Source organism: Sphingobacterium sp. BIGb0165, from assembly GCF_024810095.1.
Taxonomy (GTDB): Bacteria; Bacteroidota; Bacteroidia; order Sphingobacteriales; family Sphingobacteriaceae; genus Sphingobacterium; species Sphingobacterium detergens.
Genome location: NZ_JANUEB010000009.1, coordinates 155,128 through 174,613, shown reverse-complemented (window position 1 = coordinate 174,613; position 19,486 = coordinate 155,128). Strand labels below are relative to the sequence as shown.

Sequence of the window (19,486 nt, the reverse complement as noted above, 5' to 3'; positions counted from 1 at the left end):
CGGGCTAAAAAAACATTTTCCCATATTAATTTCGTAACTTTATAGGTATGAAAACGCTATTATATAGCTACTGTATCTGCTTGTTCCTAATAGGCTATTCCTGTGAGGGTCAGCAGAACATTAAACAGACTACGAAAATGGAAACGAATAAAAAACACAACCCGTTAAGCAAAGAAGAGGAATATGTGATTGTGCATAAAGGGACGGAGCGTCCTTTTACGGGTGCACTTTTGGATAACAAAGTGAAAGGAACTTACATTTGTCGACGTTGCGATAGTCCACTCTACCGTTCGGAATCAAAATTTGAATCTGGTTGTGGCTGGCCGAGCTTTGATGATGAGATCCCTGAAGCAATCACGCGGATCACGGATGCAGATGGACGCCGTACAGAAATCCTGTGTACTAAATGTGGTGCGCATTTGGGGCATGTTTTTCTTGGCGAAGGTTTCACGGCAAAAAACACGCGCCATTGCGTCAATTCTATTTCAATGAAATTCGTAGCGGATACTACAAAGTAACCTTTGCTTTCGTCGACTCACGAATTTTCAATTCACAAGGCAACACCATCTTACGTGTTGCTTTTATTTTGCCCTGTAGACGGAGCAAAAGTATATTGATAAGATTTTCTGCTATCTCTTTGATCGGCTGAGAAACAACCGTGATAGACGGCTCCAGTAATTTAAATACAGTATGATCATCGAAGGCGATCATTGCCGGCATGACAAAATTATATTTCTTTGAAGCTTTTAATCCAGAAATCGCCAAATAATTGGTCGAAAATAAAACAGCATCCAAACGATTTTCACAAATAAAATCTTTGAGTGACTCCATTGCTTCGTCATCCGATGCATCCATCTGCACCTTCTGAATAAAACTCTGCTGCTTATTATTATCCATTGCTTTCAGATATCCTTCCGAACGCTCCTTCATCTGAGTTTGATCCGAGTATAAAGAAACAAAGCCGATACGCTTATACGCCTGTTGACATAAATGGCTTGTCGCATCAAAAGCACCCTGAAAATTGTCTGCGCCAACATAGTCTGTCTCCAGATCCGGAAAGTAGCGGTCAAAAAGTACAACAGGAATATTACTTTGCTGCAATTGTTTGACAGTATCCTCCAAACCATCTGAAGGCGTAATGATAAAACCGTCAACCTGACGATCGTAAAACATCTGGATCAGTTCCTTCGCCTTCTCGACATCATTGTTGGTACTACAGTAAATAATGCGGTATCCCTGCTCGTAGACTTTACTCTCGATCAAACGCGCGATATTACCAAAAAATGGATTCGAGATGTCTTCGATAATCAACCCTAAAATCTTGGTTTTTCCGGTTCGTAAACTTTTCGCCAATTCATTTGGCTTATAACCTACTTTCTTGACATAATCCAATACGCGCTTGGTCAACGCCTCGCTGATACGCTTCTCTTTTGCCTTGTCATTCAAAATAAAGGATACTGTAGTTACAGATATTCCCAACGCCTTTGCGATATCACTGATCAGAATACGTTTCTTCATGTAGAGTAGGTTTGTTAAGTTTTTATTTCGAAGATTACTAAAGTAAAAAATTTAACGACAATTTACTAAAATAATAATAAAATTGCGCTAAAAGGTTTTATTTACTAATTTTAAGCAGTTTCAAATACCCGAACACAAAACCTATGACAGGAAATAAACTCATCACAACAGTGTTGGGCACGCTAATTTTACCATTTTGCGTTCAAGCTCAGCAAAATTTAACACAATATGTCAATCCATTTATTGGATCAGCAGATCACGGACACGTCTTTGTCGGAGCCAATGTACCTCTAGGTGCAGTACAACTTGGCCCAACCCAAATTCCACAGATCTGGGACAAATTCAACGGCTGGGATTGGTGCAGCGGCTACAATTACAAAAGCCAAGAAATACTGGGTTTTACCCACACCCACCTGAGCGGAACAGGCATTGGCGACCTCAATGATCTTATGATCGTTCCGGCGAATGGCAAGCTACAATTGACACCTGCAGAATTCAACAAAATGAATACAGGCTATGGCTCGTCATTCAAAAAAGAAAATGAAGTCGCTAAGCCCGGATTTTATAGCGCCTATCTGGATGACTATAAAGTTCAGGCCAATCTCACTGCAACGGAAAGAGTTGGTTACCATCAATACCGATACGAAAAAACAGACAATGCTCATATCTTGGTTGACCTAGGTTATCACATCAATTGGGACAAACCAACCGATACCTATATCAAACAGATCAATGATTCTACATTCGTTGGTTATCGTTTCTCCACAGGCTGGGCCAGTGACCAAAAACTGTACTTTGCCATAAAAACTTCGCAGCCTATCCAAAAGGTTAGATTCTTTGATGGGAAAGACGAAAAATTCGGTCAAACGACCTTCAAAGGACAAGCGATCAAAGCAGCGCTTTTCTTTGATGCAGCTAAAAACAAGAACATTGAACTGAAAGTCGGTATTTCACCAGTCAGCTCTACCAATGCCTTAAATAATATCAATGCGGAGATTCCAGGCTGGAATTTTGAGAAAGTAAAGCAAGAAGCCGATCAACGTTGGAATAAAACCTTAAACAAAATCCAGTTCGAAGCAGATAAGGATACAAAAACAATCTTCTATACTGCTTTATACCACACCTACTTCGCCCCTACAATTTTCAACGATGCAAACGGTGATTATTTGGGTACGGATAAACAGGTTTACGAAAAGCAAGATTTTGTAAATCATACCGTATTCTCCCTATGGGATACCTATCGTGGGCTTCATCCATTGATGACCATCCTTGAAGACCGCAAAATCAATCAGGATTTTATCAAAACCATGCTTGCAATCTATCAACAACAAGGGAAATTACCGATGTGGCATTTGCAGGGCAACGAAACCAATACCATGGTTGGTTTGCCAGCCATTCCGGTCATCGCAGATGCCTTCTTAAAAGGAATCATCGACGAGAAGGATTATCCTTTGGTATGGGAAGCCGTCAAAACAACCGCTATGGGCAATGACCATGGGTTGAAATTTGCGCGCGACCTGACTTATATTCCTATCGACAGTATGCCGAATGAATCTGTTGCTTGGGCATTGGAATATGCTATCGCCGACTTTGGCGCTTATAAAATTGCCGAGAAATTAGGAAAGACAGAAGATGCTGCTTATTTCAAAAAACGCTATAAATTATATGAGCAATATTTTGATAAAGAAGTAGGTCACTTCGTTGGTAGAAAAGCAAATGGCGACTTCCGTAGACCTTTTGATCCATTAATGGCCAAGCACCGTGAAAATGATTACTGTGAAGGAAATGCATGGCAATATACTTGGCTTGTACCACAAGACGTGACAGGTTTGATCAATCTTTTTGGCGGCGAGCAGCAATTTTTAAAGAAACTGGATTACTTTACAACCATGTCTTCGGATCTCGGTGGAGAAGCTTCTCCGGATATCTCAGGGCTAATCGGCCAATATGCACAAGGTAACGAGCCTAACCACCATATCCCATACTTATATGCCTATGCAGGCCAGCCATGGAAAGGTGCCGCATTAGCGCGTAAGGCGATGTCCGATTTCTATACAAATACACCAGCAGGACTTTGTGGTAACGATGACGTCGGTCAGATGAGTGCATGGTATGTATTCTCGGCGATGGGATTCTATCCATTGAATGCCATGAGCGGTGTTTACGTATTTGGTTCGCCGATGATGGAACATGCCAATATCAATTTGCCAAATGGTAAGACTTTAGCGATAACAGTCAAAAACCAAGGTAAAGCAAACCAATACATCAAATCGATCAAATTGGACGGAAAACCTTACACCAAGACTTTCATCACACATGCGCAATTGCTACAGGGTGGTCAGATGGAAATTGAGATGAGCGCTACGCCGAATAAAAACTTCGGAAAAAATAAAGCGGACAGACCTACAAGCGTTGACAATAATTAACTGAAAAATTGTCAGCAAAACATTCATGGATTAATATTTGTTAATACCTTATTATATAAATTTAAGGAGAACAAAAAATGGCAGATTACAAAAACATCAATATACAAGACATCCCTGATGGTGGCGAGAATCCAAAAGACTTCTATGAAAGCTTCAAAGAAAGATTAGAAGATTTGGAGACCTTTCCAAAAGACTATACCTATAAGTTCATCTTACCAAAGGATCAAGATCATTTCAACCAGATCCAACAAGTATTTGATGATACTGATGCACGGTTTGACTTCAAGGATTCCAAAACAGGAAAATATACCTCGATCACGGTCAACCTGAATGTAAAAGATGCAGATCAGGTCATTTACTTCTACAAAGAAGTCGCCAAGATAAAAGGTGTTATTATGTTATAAAAACTAAAAGAGGCTGTCGAAATGACAGCCTCTTTTGGTTATGGTCCAAGAAGTTCCTGCTTGAACAAATCCCCTCGAACAATCAATTCTTCCATTTTTACCTGATCAAACAATTCTTTCGGAACTTTGAGTTTCAAAAGATAACATATCGGGCGCCCGGATTGAATCCCTGGGCTCCATCTTTTTTGCTTTCTTAGAAAATCAATTAGAACCGGATCTTTAGAATCACTTTTCCCGCCCAATAGTATCCCTTCTTTTGCGACGATTATCTCAAATATATGATCAGCATATATCGTTTTATCCAACCGACCTTCCCTCATAACTTCTTTTAGATAGTTTAGCCAATGGGTCTTAAAATTATTCATACCGCCCTTCGGTACAAGAAAAATTTCCACTGCATTATACATACGGGCTGTATCAGTATTTTTTAATACTTGTGCCCCAACAGGACCATATAATAACAATAAGAAGAGAAAACAATATATTCGGACCATAATTTAAAGTATATCAATAAGTTAATCAAATAAAGTCCACAAAAAAGCCCGCTAATAGCGGGCTTTTTTATATGAGTTCAAGAACAAGCTTATTCCTGACCGGCACCAGCTACAGGAGCTTCGCCATTCGCGTTATCTTGTTTTGGCTTATCTTCTCTTGGAGGGCGAGGCAATAAAGCTTTACGTGAAAGTTTCATCTTACCTTGCTTGTCAATATCCAACAATTTAACCGTTACTTTATCACCTTCTTTGAAGATTCCGTCCATTGTTTCAAGACGTTTCCAGTCAATTTCAGAGATGTGCAATAAACCATCTTTACCTGGCATAATCTCAACAAATGCACCAAATGGCATAATTGATTTTACTTTACCTTCGTAAGTTTCACCGATCTCAGGTTTAGAAGCAATCGCTTTGATACGACCTACAGCATCATCAATTGCAGCTTTATTGTCTGCAAACACCTGAACGACACCTTTGTTATCAACCTCTTCGATAGAGATTGTTGCACCAGTCTCACGTTGCATTTCTTGGATGATCTTACCACCTGGGCCGATCACAGCACCGATAAATTCTTTATCGATCAACAATTGAACGATACGAGGTGCATGTGGTTTGTAGTCTTCACGTGGCGCAGAAATGGTTTTCTTCATTTCACCTAAGATGTGTAAACGAGCTTCTTTCGCTTGATCCAAAGCCTGTGTCAACACTTCCCATTTCAAACCATTGATTTTTAAGTCCATCTGACAAGCAACGATACCTTTTTCAGTACCAGTTACCTTAAAGTCCATATCACCTAAGTGATCTTCATCGCCTAAGATATCCGATAAAATTGCATATTTACCAGTTTTCTCATCAGAGATCAATCCCATTGCGATTCCAGATACAGGAGCTTTCAACTTCACACCAGCATCCAAAAGAGCCAATGTACCGGCACATACTGTCGCCATGGAAGACGAACCATTGGATTCCAAAATATCAGAAACTACACGGATTGTATATGGGTTTTCATTATCTGCAGGTAATACTTGTTTCAATGAACGCATCGCCAAGTTACCATGACCAACTTCACGACGACCAGGACCTCTATTTGGTCTTACTTCACCTGTAGAAAATGCAGGGAAGTTGTAGTGAAGGATAAATTTGTTATAACCGTTGATAAAAGCACCATCAATCATTTGCTCATCGTCTTTAGCGCCTAAAGTAACCGAAGTCAATGATTGTGTTTCACCACGTGTGAATACAGCAGAACCATGTGCTGCTGGCAAGTAATCCACTTCAGACCAGATCGGGCGTACAGTACGTACGTTACGACCATCTAAACGCATGCCTTCATCTAAAACTAGATTACGGACAGCATCATACTGAACATCATGGAAATATTTTTTGAATAAGAATGCAGTGTCATCATCCAATTCTTCAGGCATTGTTGCTCTGTATTCCTCCGCAATTTTTGCAAAGTTTTCAGAACGGTCATGTTTCGCAGAAGCTGATTTTGCAATCGCGTATACTTTATCATAAGTAGCAGCAAAAATAGAATCTCTCAATTCAAGATTTTCAGGCTCATGATTATACGTACGTTTCACAGTTTTACCGACCAAATTAGCCAATTCTACCTGTGCAGCAACTTGTTTTTTGATAGCCTCATGAGCAAAAGCAATTGCTTCAACCATTTCAGCTTCTGAAATTTCTTTGGCTTCACCTTCCACCATACCGATATCCTGAGCAGAACCAGCAACGATAAATTCTAAAGTTGCATTTTCAAGTTCAGATAATTTTGGATTGATGACCAATTGACCGTCAATTTTCGCTACACGAACTTCTGAGATAGGACCGTTAAAAGGAATATCAGAAACTGCAATTGCAGCAGATGCTGCCAAACCTGCTAAAGCGTCAGGCATGATATCTTTATCAGCAGAGATTAAGCTGATGGCAACTTGTGTATCTGCGTGATAGTTTTCAGGGAATAATGGACGCAATGCACGATCTACCAAACGAGAAATCAATACTTCATAGTCTGATAATCTAGCCTCACGACGTAAGAAACCACCTGGGATACGACCAGTAGCCGCATATTTCTCTTGATAATCTACTGAAAGTGGTAAAAAATCAACACCAGATTTAGCTTCTTTGGCAGAAACGACAGTTGCAAGCAACATCGTATCACCTTGTTTTAGTACTACAGCACCGTCAGCTTGTTTCGCTAATTTTCCTGTAGACAATTCGATTTGGGTGCCATTACCCATATCGATGGTTGTTTTAATTTCGTTGTAATTCATTTAATCTTGTTTTTGACACGCTTTTCATCTTGTTGGCAGCGTACCGATATTTTAAATACGTTAGATTTCAGCACAAAGGTAAATTAAAATATTAAGATTAATGCAATTAACATAATGCTAAATCATCAAAACGACCAAGGTGCGACAAGCGATTATCCTTACACCCAGAACAATAAGCATATCGAAGTCCCTTCAAGTCCCCTTAAGTCCGCTTAAGTCCCCTCAAATGCCAACAGTGTTCGAATCCACTAGGTACCCGCTTCGGGACTGAGTCGACACTGCTTCGGGATTGCTTCACCTCTTGTTCGACAGCTACTCGGTAGCGCGTCGGTTATTCACCAACAATAAGGCAAACAACAGTCGAAGAACAGCCGAACGAGTCCCAAAGTTGTCCCGACTCAGTCCCGAAGCAATCTCAATGCGCTCACGAAGAATCTCCGAACAGTGCCCGAATCCCCGTCAAACGGCTGTTGCTGGATCAATCAATATGAGCTACCAAATGACCTTTTCCCAAAGTAAAAACCTCCGCGATTCAAAAAGAGCTTGCACAAACTTTCTGGACTGTTTCCATCGTTAAAAACAAACAATGGGGTAATGAAACGAAGAAAGCCATCCAAAATTTGGATGGCTTTCCTAAAAACCTTTGTACAAAAGCTTATTTGATGATATCACGTAGACCTAGACCTTTGATGATCGCACGGTAACGGTTAATATCAGTTTTGTAAAGATAAGCCAATAATGAACGACGTTTACCTACCAACATTTGTAGGGCACGTTGTGTACCGAAATCTTTTCTGTTCTTTTTCAAATGCTCAGTTAAGTGAGCGATTCTCTTAGTGAATAAAGCAACTTGACCTTCTGTAGATCCAGTGTTAGTAGCTGATCCAGCAAATTCTGCGAAGATTCCAGCTTTGTACTCTTTACTTAAATACATCTCTTGAATAATATTAAAGCGTTAAAAAATTTATTAATTGCCTGCAAAGGTAGTCTTTTTTTTTGGATCAACAAATACATTATCCTAACCTGTTAGCTTTCACTATACTTTTATATATATTTTTTTCTTGTCCAACCAGTAACAGATTACCCACATTAGCGTCAAAAAACATAATGAATAGACAAAAGAACCAACTTCAGGGATTCCTGGAACTTGGGCACAGACATATTTATAAAACCAGCCAAAAGAGTCAATATATTTTTGTGTTCCATCTTCAGCCAGTCCGTCCGGGATCCGAAATAACCCCAAAAAACGAGGTAAAATTCCGCTCAGTACAAATATAAATAAAGGGTTTTTGCCAAACACATCAAAAAATTGAGTTAATTTATTTTTGACCCCCTGCACCTCTATAAACCAGATCATACCACCAATGGTCATTGTAGCAAGTCCTGTTGTATAAAGCACATAGGAACTGGTCCAGATTTTTTTATTGATCGGAAAGCCGAGCGCCCAGATCCAGGCCAAAACAACAAGGATAAAACCAGTCACAAACATCCCCGACAACAGCTTAAAATGAGGTTCGTTTGAAGCGGGCACCTTAGACCAGAGCCAGTCCACCTGCCCTTGTTTTTTAATAAACACCCCCACCAGATAGCCAAATACAACCTGAACTACTGCCGGCAAGGTACTCATCAATCCCTCTGGATCGAATGGAACACCTTCTCCTTTATAAATATGCGGCACCCCTAAAATAGCGATATCGTACTTTGTTCCAAACCATCCTTCTAAGCTATATGGATCCGCTCCCCCAGCCAATGCACAAACAGCCCAGTAAAGCAATAGTATACCAGCAGAAATCCAAATAATTGCTTTTTCTTTAAAATAATAAGCTAATATAGAAGCAAAACAATAAGCGATGGCGATACGTTGCAACACCCCAAGGATACGAATACCTCGACTTGGATCATGGGGATCTACCCATTGTTTAAAAACCAGTTCAGCTCCCTCCCATTTAATAAAAGGCCACCAGTTAATAAAAAGACCAATTGCAAAAATTAACACTGTACGCTTAAGCGCTTTTTTCCAGAAAACTGCCGGACCTGCTTCTTGCAAGCGAGGAATCACAAAGGACATCGCATTCCCTACAGCGAATAGAAAAAACGGGAAAACCAGGTCTGTTGGGGAGCATCCATGCCAGGCTGCATGTTTAAGCGGTGCAAACATATGTGCCCATGTCCCCGGATTGTTTACCATAATCATCAGTGCCACAGTAGCCCCACGAAACACATCCAAGGAATAATAACGTTGTTTCATCATAAATTAAGTGATTAGCTAGTAAATATAGGTATTACCCAATTCATATTTATGCATAAAAAAAATAATAATGGCACAAACAGGAGTTCTTTTTATTTTTTTTTAAAAAGTATTTGGAACTTAATAATAAATACCTAATTTTATGTAACGAAATTTATACTAACCATATTTTGTTTTTTAAACATAACGATCTGGAACAATAAGCCAGATCATACGGATTATTAACTAGAGTACCTAAGATTAACATTTAACCAAAAACTATAGCTGATCCCAAGGATTGACATAGTACTAAACAATTTAATTAACCTTAAATAGTAGAAAATGAGTGTCTTTTACAAAAAAAGTGCAGGCTTAGCCCTATGCACACTGTTTAGCGCAACAGCACTTTACGCGCAACAAACGGTTTCTGGCAATGTGTCAGACAAAACAGGCCCCCTTCCTGGTGCTACTGTAGCCGTTAAAGGCTCAATTGCCAAAACACTTACCAATGAGCACGGATCATTCAAAATCAACGCTGAAAAAGGACAAACGATCCGAATTTCTATGATTGGTTACAAACCTCAGGAAATCGTTGTCGGTTCGTCGAGCGCAATTAAAATCTTATTGGAAAGCGACGAATCTTCATTAGATGAAGTTGTTGTAACAGCTTTAGGCATCAAAAGAGATAAAAAATCGTTAGGTTATGCAACAGCAACCGTTACCTCTGACGACCTGCTAAAAGCAGGGGCAACCCAGAACCCTTTTCTAGCAATGTACGGAAAAGCCGCAGGTGTGGGTATCAATATAGGTTCAGGTGGTCCAACGGGCGGTGTCAATATTCGTATTCGCGGAGCCGCAGGATTGGAATCTGGAACTAATACTCGGCCACTATTTGTTGTAGACGGTGTACCGCTTTATGACGAAAGTACTTCAATGGAATCAAGGGGATATGATCCTTTGAATTCTTTTGATATGGGATCGGGAATAAATGACTTAAATTCTGAAGATATTGAGTCAATCGAGATTCTAAAAGGGGCGAAAGCCACCGTGCTTTATGGTAGCCAAGCTTTAAATGGTGTTGTTTTAGTAACAACAAAAAGTGGTCGGAAAACACGTGGGCTAGGAATTCAAGTGAACCAGCAGATAAGTATTGACAAACCATTTACTTATATTGACTTCCAAAATGACTATGGATCTGGAGCATCTACCAATGACATCCAGTATGCAGATATTAATGGTAAAAAAATTAGAAAGTTACCACTGAGTAGATTTAGTTTCGGGCCTAAATTTGACAACTCAGACATTATGCTTTATGATAGCACCATGAGTACCTATCATGCCTATCCGGACAACTTTATTAATTTTTTTAAAACAGGAATTAATAACAGGACTAATATAGCCGTTTCAGGGGGAGGCGAGATTGGTAGCGCCCGTGCGTCCTATACCACCAATACCTACAACGATATATTACCTGGGTTTAAACAAAAGCAAAATACATTTAGTTTCAATGGAAATTTTATGCCATCGAAATTTGCCAGTTTCGAATTTGTGAACAATTTGTATAGCGTCAACACAAAAAATAGAAGGCCCAATATTCAACAATGGGTGGCTACAGGCTTAAATCGCGACTATGATTACAATTGGATTAAAGGATTTTATCATGACGCACAAGGATACAGAAAAGATCTTGAGCCCTATGGTTTAGCAGGCGGTTCACCTGGCTTTTGGCCTAATGCCACCTCTAATATCCTTTGGGAACAGAATGATAATCTAGATAAAGACACCAAATTCCACTTAGTCAGCTCAATCAAAACGACATTACAATTTAGTCCACATGTTTCATTTATTGGACAAGCGTCTATTGATTACACCAATACAGATGTTGTTACTGAAAATAAAATAACCAGAATGGTTCCAGATAGAATTGGAGGCGGATATAAATGGACCAAACGCAATACAACCGTACAAAACTATCAAGGACTCATGAAATACGAAAATAGTTTCAACAAAGATTGGAACGTTTTTGGATTTATAGGTGGTGCATATCAAAAGATTACCGACAACAATATGTTTACTTCCACAGGGAATATGGGCTTATTGTATCCAGACTGGTATTCATTAAACAATGCCAATATTGCAAATTGGCCTACCGCAGGAGCTCGAGGTCAGGTTATGGGAAATGGAAGAGGATCTGATGTTTTATATAGCATGCTCGGATCGGCTACAATATCTTATAAAGAAAGTCACTATTTGGAATTGCAGGCCCGAAACGACTGGAATTCTACCTTACAATCACCTAATAACTCCTATTTTTATCCTGGACTTTCCTATACATGGAACTTTTCAAACGACTTTAAAATACCCAAGCTACAGTATGGTAAACTTCGCGTAGCCTGGGCAAATGTCGGTGGAGGTCCCTCGACCGCTACCGGAGATCGATATTTTGCAAATAACATTTTTAGTGTAGGACAGTTACCATACTCTTATGGCCCAGTTACTGTCACTCCACCATCCAGTCTCTTCCTAGAAATGATAAAACCGTTTAGAAAAAGAGAAATAGAGATCGGATTTAATACAAGGTGGTTCCAAAACAGTAGATTAGAAATTGATTATTCGTTTTATAACAACAATACCTACGATCAGATTATTTCTCAGCCCTTATCTTCCTCAACAGGCTACTCGTCTGCCAAAATTAATACCGGAAATTTAAGGAATTGGGGACACGAGATATTCATCAAGGCTGCTCCAATTGCGAACGAAAAATTTAGATGGGATCTAACATTTACCGCTGCTAACCAATTTTCAAAAGTCATCGCATTATACCCAGGAATCACTCAAAAATACATCACTGGAAATAGTGGCTTCCAAGTATTTGCTGAAGAAGGAAAAAGAATTGGCGAAATTAAAGCCTATGACTATAAAAGAGATGATAGCGGAAACAAGATTATTGGCCCAAATGGATTATACCAATTATCTGACGATGTCTCCTACATTGGAAAAAATGTCAATCCCGATATTTTTGGCGGTTTTATGAATGATTTCTTCTTCAAAGGCTTCAATTTCCACCTCGGATTGGATTACAAATTCGGGGGATCTGTATTTTCTTATACCAATAATTATTTAATGGGTACGGGGGTGATCAAGCAAAGCTTACCAGGGCGTGACGAAGAAAATGGAGGTGTTGCTTATTATATCGATAAAAACAACAAATTTATCCAAACGCAACATAACGCAGCTGCTCCATCGGATTCCAAAGATGGTATAATTTATCACGATGGTATAATTTTGGACGGTGTAATGGAATCAAATGGATCATACGTCAAAAACAACCAAATTGTAAGCGCGCCAACCTATTATGGAACTTACATTAATGACCTTGGCACATCTTGGCCGCCAGATCGTTTATTCAAAAACGACTATATCAAATTTCGAGAGATCTCGGTTTCATATACCATTCCGCAACAATGGGCTAATAATTTAAAGCTCCAAAAGCTGACTTTGACGGCTGCTGCTAGAAACCTCGGATATCTTTACAAAAGTATACCAAATATTGATGCTGAAGCGGCTCTTGGTGCACAATCCTACATTGAAAATTCGTTTTATCCATCCGTCAGAACATTCACTTTCGGTGTTAACGTTAGTTTTTAACCAATTAGACATTCAATCATGAAAAAAATATCAATAGTAATTGCATCGGTTTTTATCCTATTTACAGGATGTAAAAAGACATTAGATAAGGAATTTACCAATCCGGAAATATATGACAAAACAGGAAATCTTTTTAGTGGATTATTTACGTCTACACTGTACCAATGGAAATTTTATGTTCAAGACTACGGCGAATGGTGGTGGGATATAGCGGGAACAGGTGCCATGGGTGTTTCCGGCTATACACAAGTCTCACAACGCTATATAACGGATCGCTATGCTTGGTTTAGTCTTTATGATGACTTATCAGGTGTTAACGGGTTCGGAAGTGAAAACCAATTATGGCAGAACAGAATGAAGGCGTTTTATGAGCGCGCGAATGCTTGGGCTGTGATCAAAGACAACCTAGCTAATGTATCCGGGCAGGAGCTTGACGATAATATCATATACTATCATTTAGTGACGGTTGTTAAAGATTATGCAGCTCTACTCACTGTAGATTTTTATAACTCCATTCCCTATTCGGAAGCCTTTCGCGGCAAGGATCGTTTATTTTTTCCAAAATATGATGATCCAAAAGAAATCTATCTAAGTGCATTGGGAGATTTAAAAAAGATCTCAGATGAACTTCCTGCTGCATACGGCAAAATGAGCCCTGCTGCTGTTTCAACATTTAAAAATCAAGATATTGCATTTCGAGGCGACATCAATAAATGGCTTCAGTACATCAATGCTTTGCGCCTAAAATATGCATTAAGGATATCCGGAGTAGACGAAAATACGGCGAAGACGCACATTAATGAAACGTTAGCAAAGAACAATCTACCTACAACAGATATGGTTTGGCAAATGCCTTATGACCTAGATCCAAGAAACGGTGGAGAATGGGTTAGAGGATTGTTTGAAGGTTGGGCAGGCACATTCATCCCTAATATTATAATAAAAAGGATGAACTATGGCACTTCTGCGTATGAAAAAGGTGTAGATGACCCTAGACTACCTGTAATTGCATTTCCAACTAAGCATAGTAATTTTGCCGAATCCATCGGAGACTATCGTGGAGTCAGTATGAATGCAGATGCTCAAAAACCAATTTATGATGGCGGAGAAAAATATTACACAGGTGGACCTAACGGGAATATAAGTGACCATTTCAAACAGAATTCAAAATCTCTTTATAATTTTGCCAACATTACCATGAACAAGAAGTTCCCAGTCTATATGATGTCACAAGCAGAAGTAGACTTGATCTTGGCCGAAATTACTTTAAAAAACTTAGGAAATACCGGTCGTACAGCTGATGCACATATTAAAAATGCAATTTCTAACTCTACTAATTTTTGGTATAATAGAAGTGATGAGAGTGACTTCCAAAAAAGTCAACTGATATTACACCCAGCCAAACCAGCCGCGAGTGATGTCACAAAATATTCTGACTTCATCGCAGCTAAATATAATGCTAAAACCAATATCGATGATAAATTGGAGATTATTATGCAGCAAAAATATATCCATTTAAACATCATGTGTCCTTATGAATTATGGACAGAAGTCAGAAGAACAAGACATCCAAAACTGGAACCAATGACTTTTAATGGAAAAGTAATGAAACCGTTCCCTGAGAGATTAAGATACCCTACAGCAGAACAACAAAACAACCCAGACAATTATGCGAAAGTCAAATCGGATGATAATTTCACAAATCCAATCTTTTGGGTACCGCAAAATCTAAGAAATGTAAATCCTTATTGGAGCAATTCCAATTTCGAATAACACATAGCTCCATACTTACCAGCACTGAAAGCCTAGACTTGACTCTAGGCTTTCTACTTTTTAAAAATATTTAAAAAGTATTTTGAACTTATACACAAAATACTTTATCTTTATATTACAATTATAACCGATTCTTTCACAAGCCAATTATACCGATGAAAGCCGACATATTAAGATTATTATATTATAATGAGACGCAATCAATTGCGGATATCTCAAAAAATCTTTCAAAAAGCACGCCAATCGTTACAAAAAACATTAACGAGTTGGTTAAACAAGGACTTATTCTTGATAACGGTTTAGGCGAATCAACCGGGGGACGCCGCGCTTCCAAATATGGTCTAAATAATACGCTTCCCTACCTTATCATCAGTATCGCCATAGATCAACATTATAGCTCCTTCACGATTTCCAATTTGGCTCATAACATCATTGCCCAACAAAAAGATGTACCTATTAATCTCAAAGAACAGAATGCTGGCGAAATTATCCTCCAAAAGCTAGAAGATATTGTCAAGGAAAGTAAGATAGAAGAAAAGCAAATCATCGGCGTAGGCATCAGTATGCCAGGATTCGTTAATCCCGAAGAAAAAATCAACGACTCTTATCCTAAAAATTCCTCTCTTCACCATCTCTACAAACAAATTGAAGAAAAACTAAACATAACGACTGTCATCGACAATGACTCCCGCTGTATCGCTTGGGCAGAAAAAGAATTCGGCCACGGTGTGGACATCGCACATACACTCGTTATCAATTTAAACTGGGGTGTTGGTTTAGGAATCATTATAAATGGCGAGATTTTTAAAGGTGCAACAGGTTTTGCAGGCGAATTTAGCCACATCCCGCTGTCTGACAAAAATACGCTCTGTTCTTGTGGGAAAAGAGGCTGCCTAGAGGTTGAAGCATCTTTGAACGCTGCAATACAAAACACGGAATCCGATATTGAGAACGGCGAATATTCGATTTATTCAACCTTTGTTAAAGTAAATTCCAACAAAGCAGATGCATTGATCGAAGCAGCAAAATTGGGTGACCAAATTGCAATTAATAACCTTGGAAAGATTGGCTATATGTTAGGGAAAGGCATTTCCACATTACTCCATATTCTCAATCCAAACAAAATAATCATTAGTGGCCGTGGAGCAGAAGTAGGTGATATCATAGCACCCCAAATTCAAGTCGCTATTAATGAATTCAGTATTCCTAAGATAGCAAAAATGACGAAAATAGAAATTTCGTCACTTCACAAAGATGCGCAGCAAATGGGAACTGCAGCATTGGTTGCTGATCACTTGATTGATAATATTATTAACTAAACTATTTTCATACAAACACCTACATTATGAGTCTATTTCAAAAACGAGCTGCAGGTTTAGCGTTGTGCACAATATTTAGTGTCACATCGCTATATGCACAGCAGTCCATTACAGGTACAGTAAGGGACGCAAACGGACCAATTGCTGGGGTATCAATCTCAGTAAAAGGAACAAATCGAGCTACCCAAACCAATGAAAACGGAAGTTTTACGATCCAAGCAAGTCAAGGAGAAACGTTACGTATATCCATAGTCGGATATAAACCTCAGGAAATTCAAGTCAATGCAACAAAGACTATCGATGTAACCCTCTCTAACGATGATTCAAGCCTGGATGAAGTTGTCGTTACAGCATTAGGAATCAAACGTGAAGCCAAATCACTGGGCTATTCAGTACAAAAAGTTGGTGGTCGTGAACTTACCCAAACAAATGCACCAACTGTTGCCACTGGACTAATGGGAAAAGTTTCGGGAATGAATATCAGCATGTCTAATGGTGTTGAAGGGGGATCGCAACGCGTGGTTATACGTGGTGCAGCCTCATTAACCGGAGCAAATCAACCGCTCTATGTCATTGATGGCATGCCCATAGATAACAATCAAATTACAAGTAAAGGAAATGATATTACCAAAGCAAGTGGATCCTATCAGGACTGGGGTTCGATATTAAATTTTATCAACGCGGATGATATTGAAGATGTAAGTGTATTAAAAGGACCAACTGCGGCCGCATTGTACGGCGCAAGAGGTGGTAATGGTGTTGTTTTAATAACAACAAAAAAAGGAAAACTGAAAGAAGGACTTGGAATTGACTATAATTATTCATTTCGTTCCAATGACCCCTATCGTTATCAAGAAATGCAAAACAAATACGGATACGGCGGAGCGATCGCGCTATATTCGGCCATTCCAACCTTACCTGTAGACGTTAATGGTCAATTAAGATACCCAGGTGCAGACCCTTGGTCCGGAACAAATATTACTGACCAGAAATGGCTTAGTCACGGTACTGTCCCTGGAGGGAAAAATACCTGGGACTACTTTAGCTGGTACGGAACAGGTGCTTCATGGGGAGCCGAAATGAAGGGTCAAGAAATCCTATGGTGGGATGGCACCAAGAGAAACTACTCACCACAACCGGACAATATTCAATCGTTTTACCGTACAGGGAATACGCAAACCCATAATGTCGCATTTAGTGGTGCAAATGAACTAGGAAGTGTGCGTTTATCTTATACACGCCAAAACAACACCTCTATCATTCCCAATAGCAATTTTAACAATAATACCTTCAACCTAGGAACTAACGTCAAAATATCGAAGAAAGTAACAGCAGACGTCTCGGCTAGTTATATTAACTTTTATCGTCTTAATTCTCCAGATGTCGGTAATAGTGATAACTCCTGGGGTAAATTTTCAACCTACGGTATGTCCCGGGATTATAAAAATCTTGAAAAAGACATCTACAGAAATCCCGATGGCAGTAAAAATTTATTAGATGGCTCTGTCTACAATATGGGGTATCCTTATGGTGGATATGGAAGAAATCAATATTGGAACATTTTCATGAACAATACTGAACTGAACCGTGATCAGCTATTAGGAACCGTAAAGTTAAATGCTGAATTAACAGACTGGTTAACTTTAATGGGGAGAGCCTCAGGAAATTTCTCTTCTGACGAATTCGACAAGAAATCCTACCCAACGGACAAAGAAGGCTTACAAGGGAAATATGGACACGAACTTTATAAAACAACAGACCGAAATCTTGATTTTTTAGCGACTGTGCATAAGGAGAACTTAAATGGATCCAAATTTAGTGGGAGTTTTTCGTTCGGAGCAAGTTCCTGGAAATCCAATTATCGCGGTATACAAGGATTTAATGACGGTCCGTTCAATGATCCATTCTTATTTTATTTAGCAAATATCAATAAAAACGGTTCGGTTTCAGGTTTTATACCTACCGAAGAACGGATGGAACAGCAAATAAATTCTTTGTTTGGAATAGCCAATATCTCGTATGATAACTTCCTGTTCTTTGAGGGAACATTCAGAAATGACTGGGCTTCAACTTTGCCCAGCAAAACAAGGAGCTATAATTATCCCGCAGCTTCCTTAAGCTACGTCTTTACCGAAAAATGGGCAAGCAAACCCAGTTGGTTCGACTATGGAAAATTAAGAGCCGCATTTGCGAAAAGCGCGATTGGAACAAAACCCTACCAGACCTCATATATCTATGGTACCGGAACATTTAATGGCCAACCGATCCGCAAAATTTCAAATAATTTATTACCGGTAGATTTACTGAAACCACAACGTTCAACTTCCTATGAACTCGGAACAGATCTGAGCTTTTTGAAAAACCGCCTGGGATTGACCTTTACTTACTACAAAGTCAATTCCACTGATCAAATTATTGACCTAAACGTTGCTCCTTCTTCAGGCGTTACTGGTGTACGAACAAATTCAGGAGAACTCCAAAACCAGGGTATTGAATTTACTTTACGGGGAACACCGATTAAAACGCAGGATTTTTCGTGGGATCTGACATTAAATGGCGCGCATAACAGGAACAAGCTTGTTAAATTGGCTCCAGGCATTAACGAGTATTACTTAGATGAGATGTTCGGGAGTTATGGAGTCACGATGAAAGTGAAAGTAGGTGACAATTTTGGAACAATCTATGGATCGGACTTCGAATACTATGAAAATAGCGATAAACGGCTTGTAGAACGTGTATTGGATGGAAAAGGAAATCCTACTGGGACGAGGTATAAAGTAACTGGCGATCAGGTACCAATTGGTAATGCTAATCCAAAATTAACGGGTGGTCTGGGAACCAATCTACGCTATAAAGATTTTTCACTCTATGCATTGGCTGATTTCAAATGGGGTGGTGATATTTGGAGCGGGAGCTATTCCACAGCCATGGGTAATGGTCTTTCACCACAGACCCTATTGGAACGCGATGGCGGAGGCTTGCCATACACCTATCCAGATGGATCAAAAGCAAATCATGGTGTAATTTTGGACGGAGTATTCGCTGATGGAACGGAAAATAAAGATGTCGTTCACTATATGTGGAAATATGCTGGATCTTATGCTGCTTGGTCAGATATCAAAATGCCTAGAAGTTTGGCTGTTTTAGAAAATTCTTGGGCTAAACTACGCGAAGTCAGATTAACCTATCAAATTCCAAAATCTGTGGTTCAAAAAACTAAATTCTTCCAAGGGATGTCCGCATCGCTCATTGGTCGTGATCTATTTTACATTTACACGAGTTTACCAGAGAATTTAAATCCTGAAGCGATCAATGGTATTGGTAATGCACAAGGCATCGAATTTGGCGCCCTTCCGGGTGTCCGTTCCTTCGGATTTAGTATTAGTGCATCATTTTAAAAA

General features: G+C 39.3%; 12 protein-coding genes. 7 read left to right on the top strand and 5 right to left on the bottom strand.

All coding sequences use genetic code 11. From position 1 onward, the window contains the following. The first annotated feature begins 47 nt into the window (after window positions 1-47). Window positions 48-518 carry a methionine-R-sulfoxide reductase gene (locus M2408_RS20680; protein WP_259186337.1) on the top strand — a complete coding sequence of 157 codons (471 nt, stop codon included), beginning with the start codon at window positions 48-50 and terminating at the stop codon, window positions 516-518. Here M2408_RS20680 and M2408_RS20675 read toward each other — a convergent pair. Continuing rightward, window positions 508-1,518, bottom strand: coding sequence for a LacI family DNA-binding transcriptional regulator (locus M2408_RS20675; protein WP_120261480.1), 1,011 nt, complete (start codon window positions 1,516-1,518; stop codon window positions 508-510). The two genes, M2408_RS20680 and M2408_RS20675, sit on opposite strands and share 11 nt — an antisense overlap. Window positions 1,519-1,661: 143 nt before the next feature. On the opposite strand from M2408_RS20675, the gene M2408_RS20670 reads away from it, so the two are divergent. Then, entirely contained in the window at window positions 1,662-3,944 is a 2,283-nt protein-coding gene (locus M2408_RS20670) for a GH92 family glycosyl hydrolase (RefSeq protein ID WP_259186336.1), read from the top strand. 77 nt (window positions 3,945-4,021) lie between these two features. After that, the gene (locus M2408_RS20665) at window positions 4,022-4,348 is read left to right on the top strand and encodes a DUF493 domain-containing protein (RefSeq protein WP_223583831.1); all 327 of its coding nucleotides are present in this window, start codon (window positions 4,022-4,024) and stop codon (window positions 4,346-4,348) included. 38 nt (window positions 4,349-4,386) lie between these two features. Here the strand turns inward: M2408_RS20665 and M2408_RS20660 are convergent, their stop codons facing one another. The 4 genes from M2408_RS20660 to M2408_RS20645 form a co-directional block, all read right to left on the bottom strand. Further along, entirely contained in the window at window positions 4,387-4,842 is a 456-nt protein-coding gene (locus M2408_RS20660) for a hypothetical protein (RefSeq protein WP_259186333.1), read from the bottom strand. Between the two features lie 89 nt (window positions 4,843-4,931). Beyond that, on the bottom strand, window positions 4,932-7,118 hold the full coding sequence (gene pnp, locus M2408_RS20655; protein WP_259186332.1) for a polyribonucleotide nucleotidyltransferase: 2,187 nt from the start codon (window positions 7,116-7,118) through the stop codon (window positions 4,932-4,934). Window positions 7,119-7,773: 655 nt separating this feature from the next. Next, window positions 7,774-8,052 carry a 30S ribosomal protein S15 gene (rpsO, locus tag M2408_RS20650; RefSeq protein WP_120261475.1) on the bottom strand — a complete coding sequence of 93 codons (279 nt, stop codon included), beginning with the start codon at window positions 8,050-8,052 and terminating at the stop codon, window positions 7,774-7,776. 102 nt (window positions 8,053-8,154) lie between these two features. Then, window positions 8,155-9,369 carry an acyltransferase family protein gene (locus M2408_RS20645; protein WP_259186325.1) on the bottom strand — a complete coding sequence of 405 codons (1,215 nt, stop codon included), beginning with the start codon at window positions 9,367-9,369 and terminating at the stop codon, window positions 8,155-8,157. 318 nt (window positions 9,370-9,687) lie between these two features. On the opposite strand from M2408_RS20645, the gene M2408_RS20640 reads away from it, so the two are divergent. The 4 genes from M2408_RS20640 to M2408_RS20625 all read left to right on the top strand — a co-directional run bounded on the left by M2408_RS20640 (window position 9,688) and on the right by M2408_RS20625 (window position 19,483). Then, entirely contained in the window at window positions 9,688-12,993 is a 3,306-nt protein-coding gene (locus M2408_RS20640; RefSeq protein WP_259186323.1) for a SusC/RagA family TonB-linked outer membrane protein, read from the top strand. An 18-nt stretch (window positions 12,994-13,011) separates the two neighbouring features. Further along, window positions 13,012-14,766 carry a SusD/RagB family nutrient-binding outer membrane lipoprotein gene (locus tag M2408_RS20635; protein WP_259186321.1) on the top strand — a complete coding sequence of 585 codons (1,755 nt, stop codon included), beginning with the start codon at window positions 13,012-13,014 and terminating at the stop codon, window positions 14,764-14,766. Window positions 14,767-14,921: 155 nt separating this feature from the next. Beyond that, the gene (locus M2408_RS20630) at window positions 14,922-16,085 is read left to right on the top strand and encodes an ROK family transcriptional regulator (RefSeq protein ID WP_259186320.1); all 1,164 of its coding nucleotides are present in this window, start codon (window positions 14,922-14,924) and stop codon (window positions 16,083-16,085) included. Window positions 16,086-16,111: 26 nt separating this feature from the next. Beyond that, window positions 16,112-19,483 carry a SusC/RagA family TonB-linked outer membrane protein gene (locus M2408_RS20625; protein ID WP_259186319.1) on the top strand — a complete coding sequence of 1,124 codons (3,372 nt, stop codon included), beginning with the start codon at window positions 16,112-16,114 and terminating at the stop codon, window positions 19,481-19,483. The last annotated feature ends 3 nt before the right edge of the window (window positions 19,484-19,486 follow it).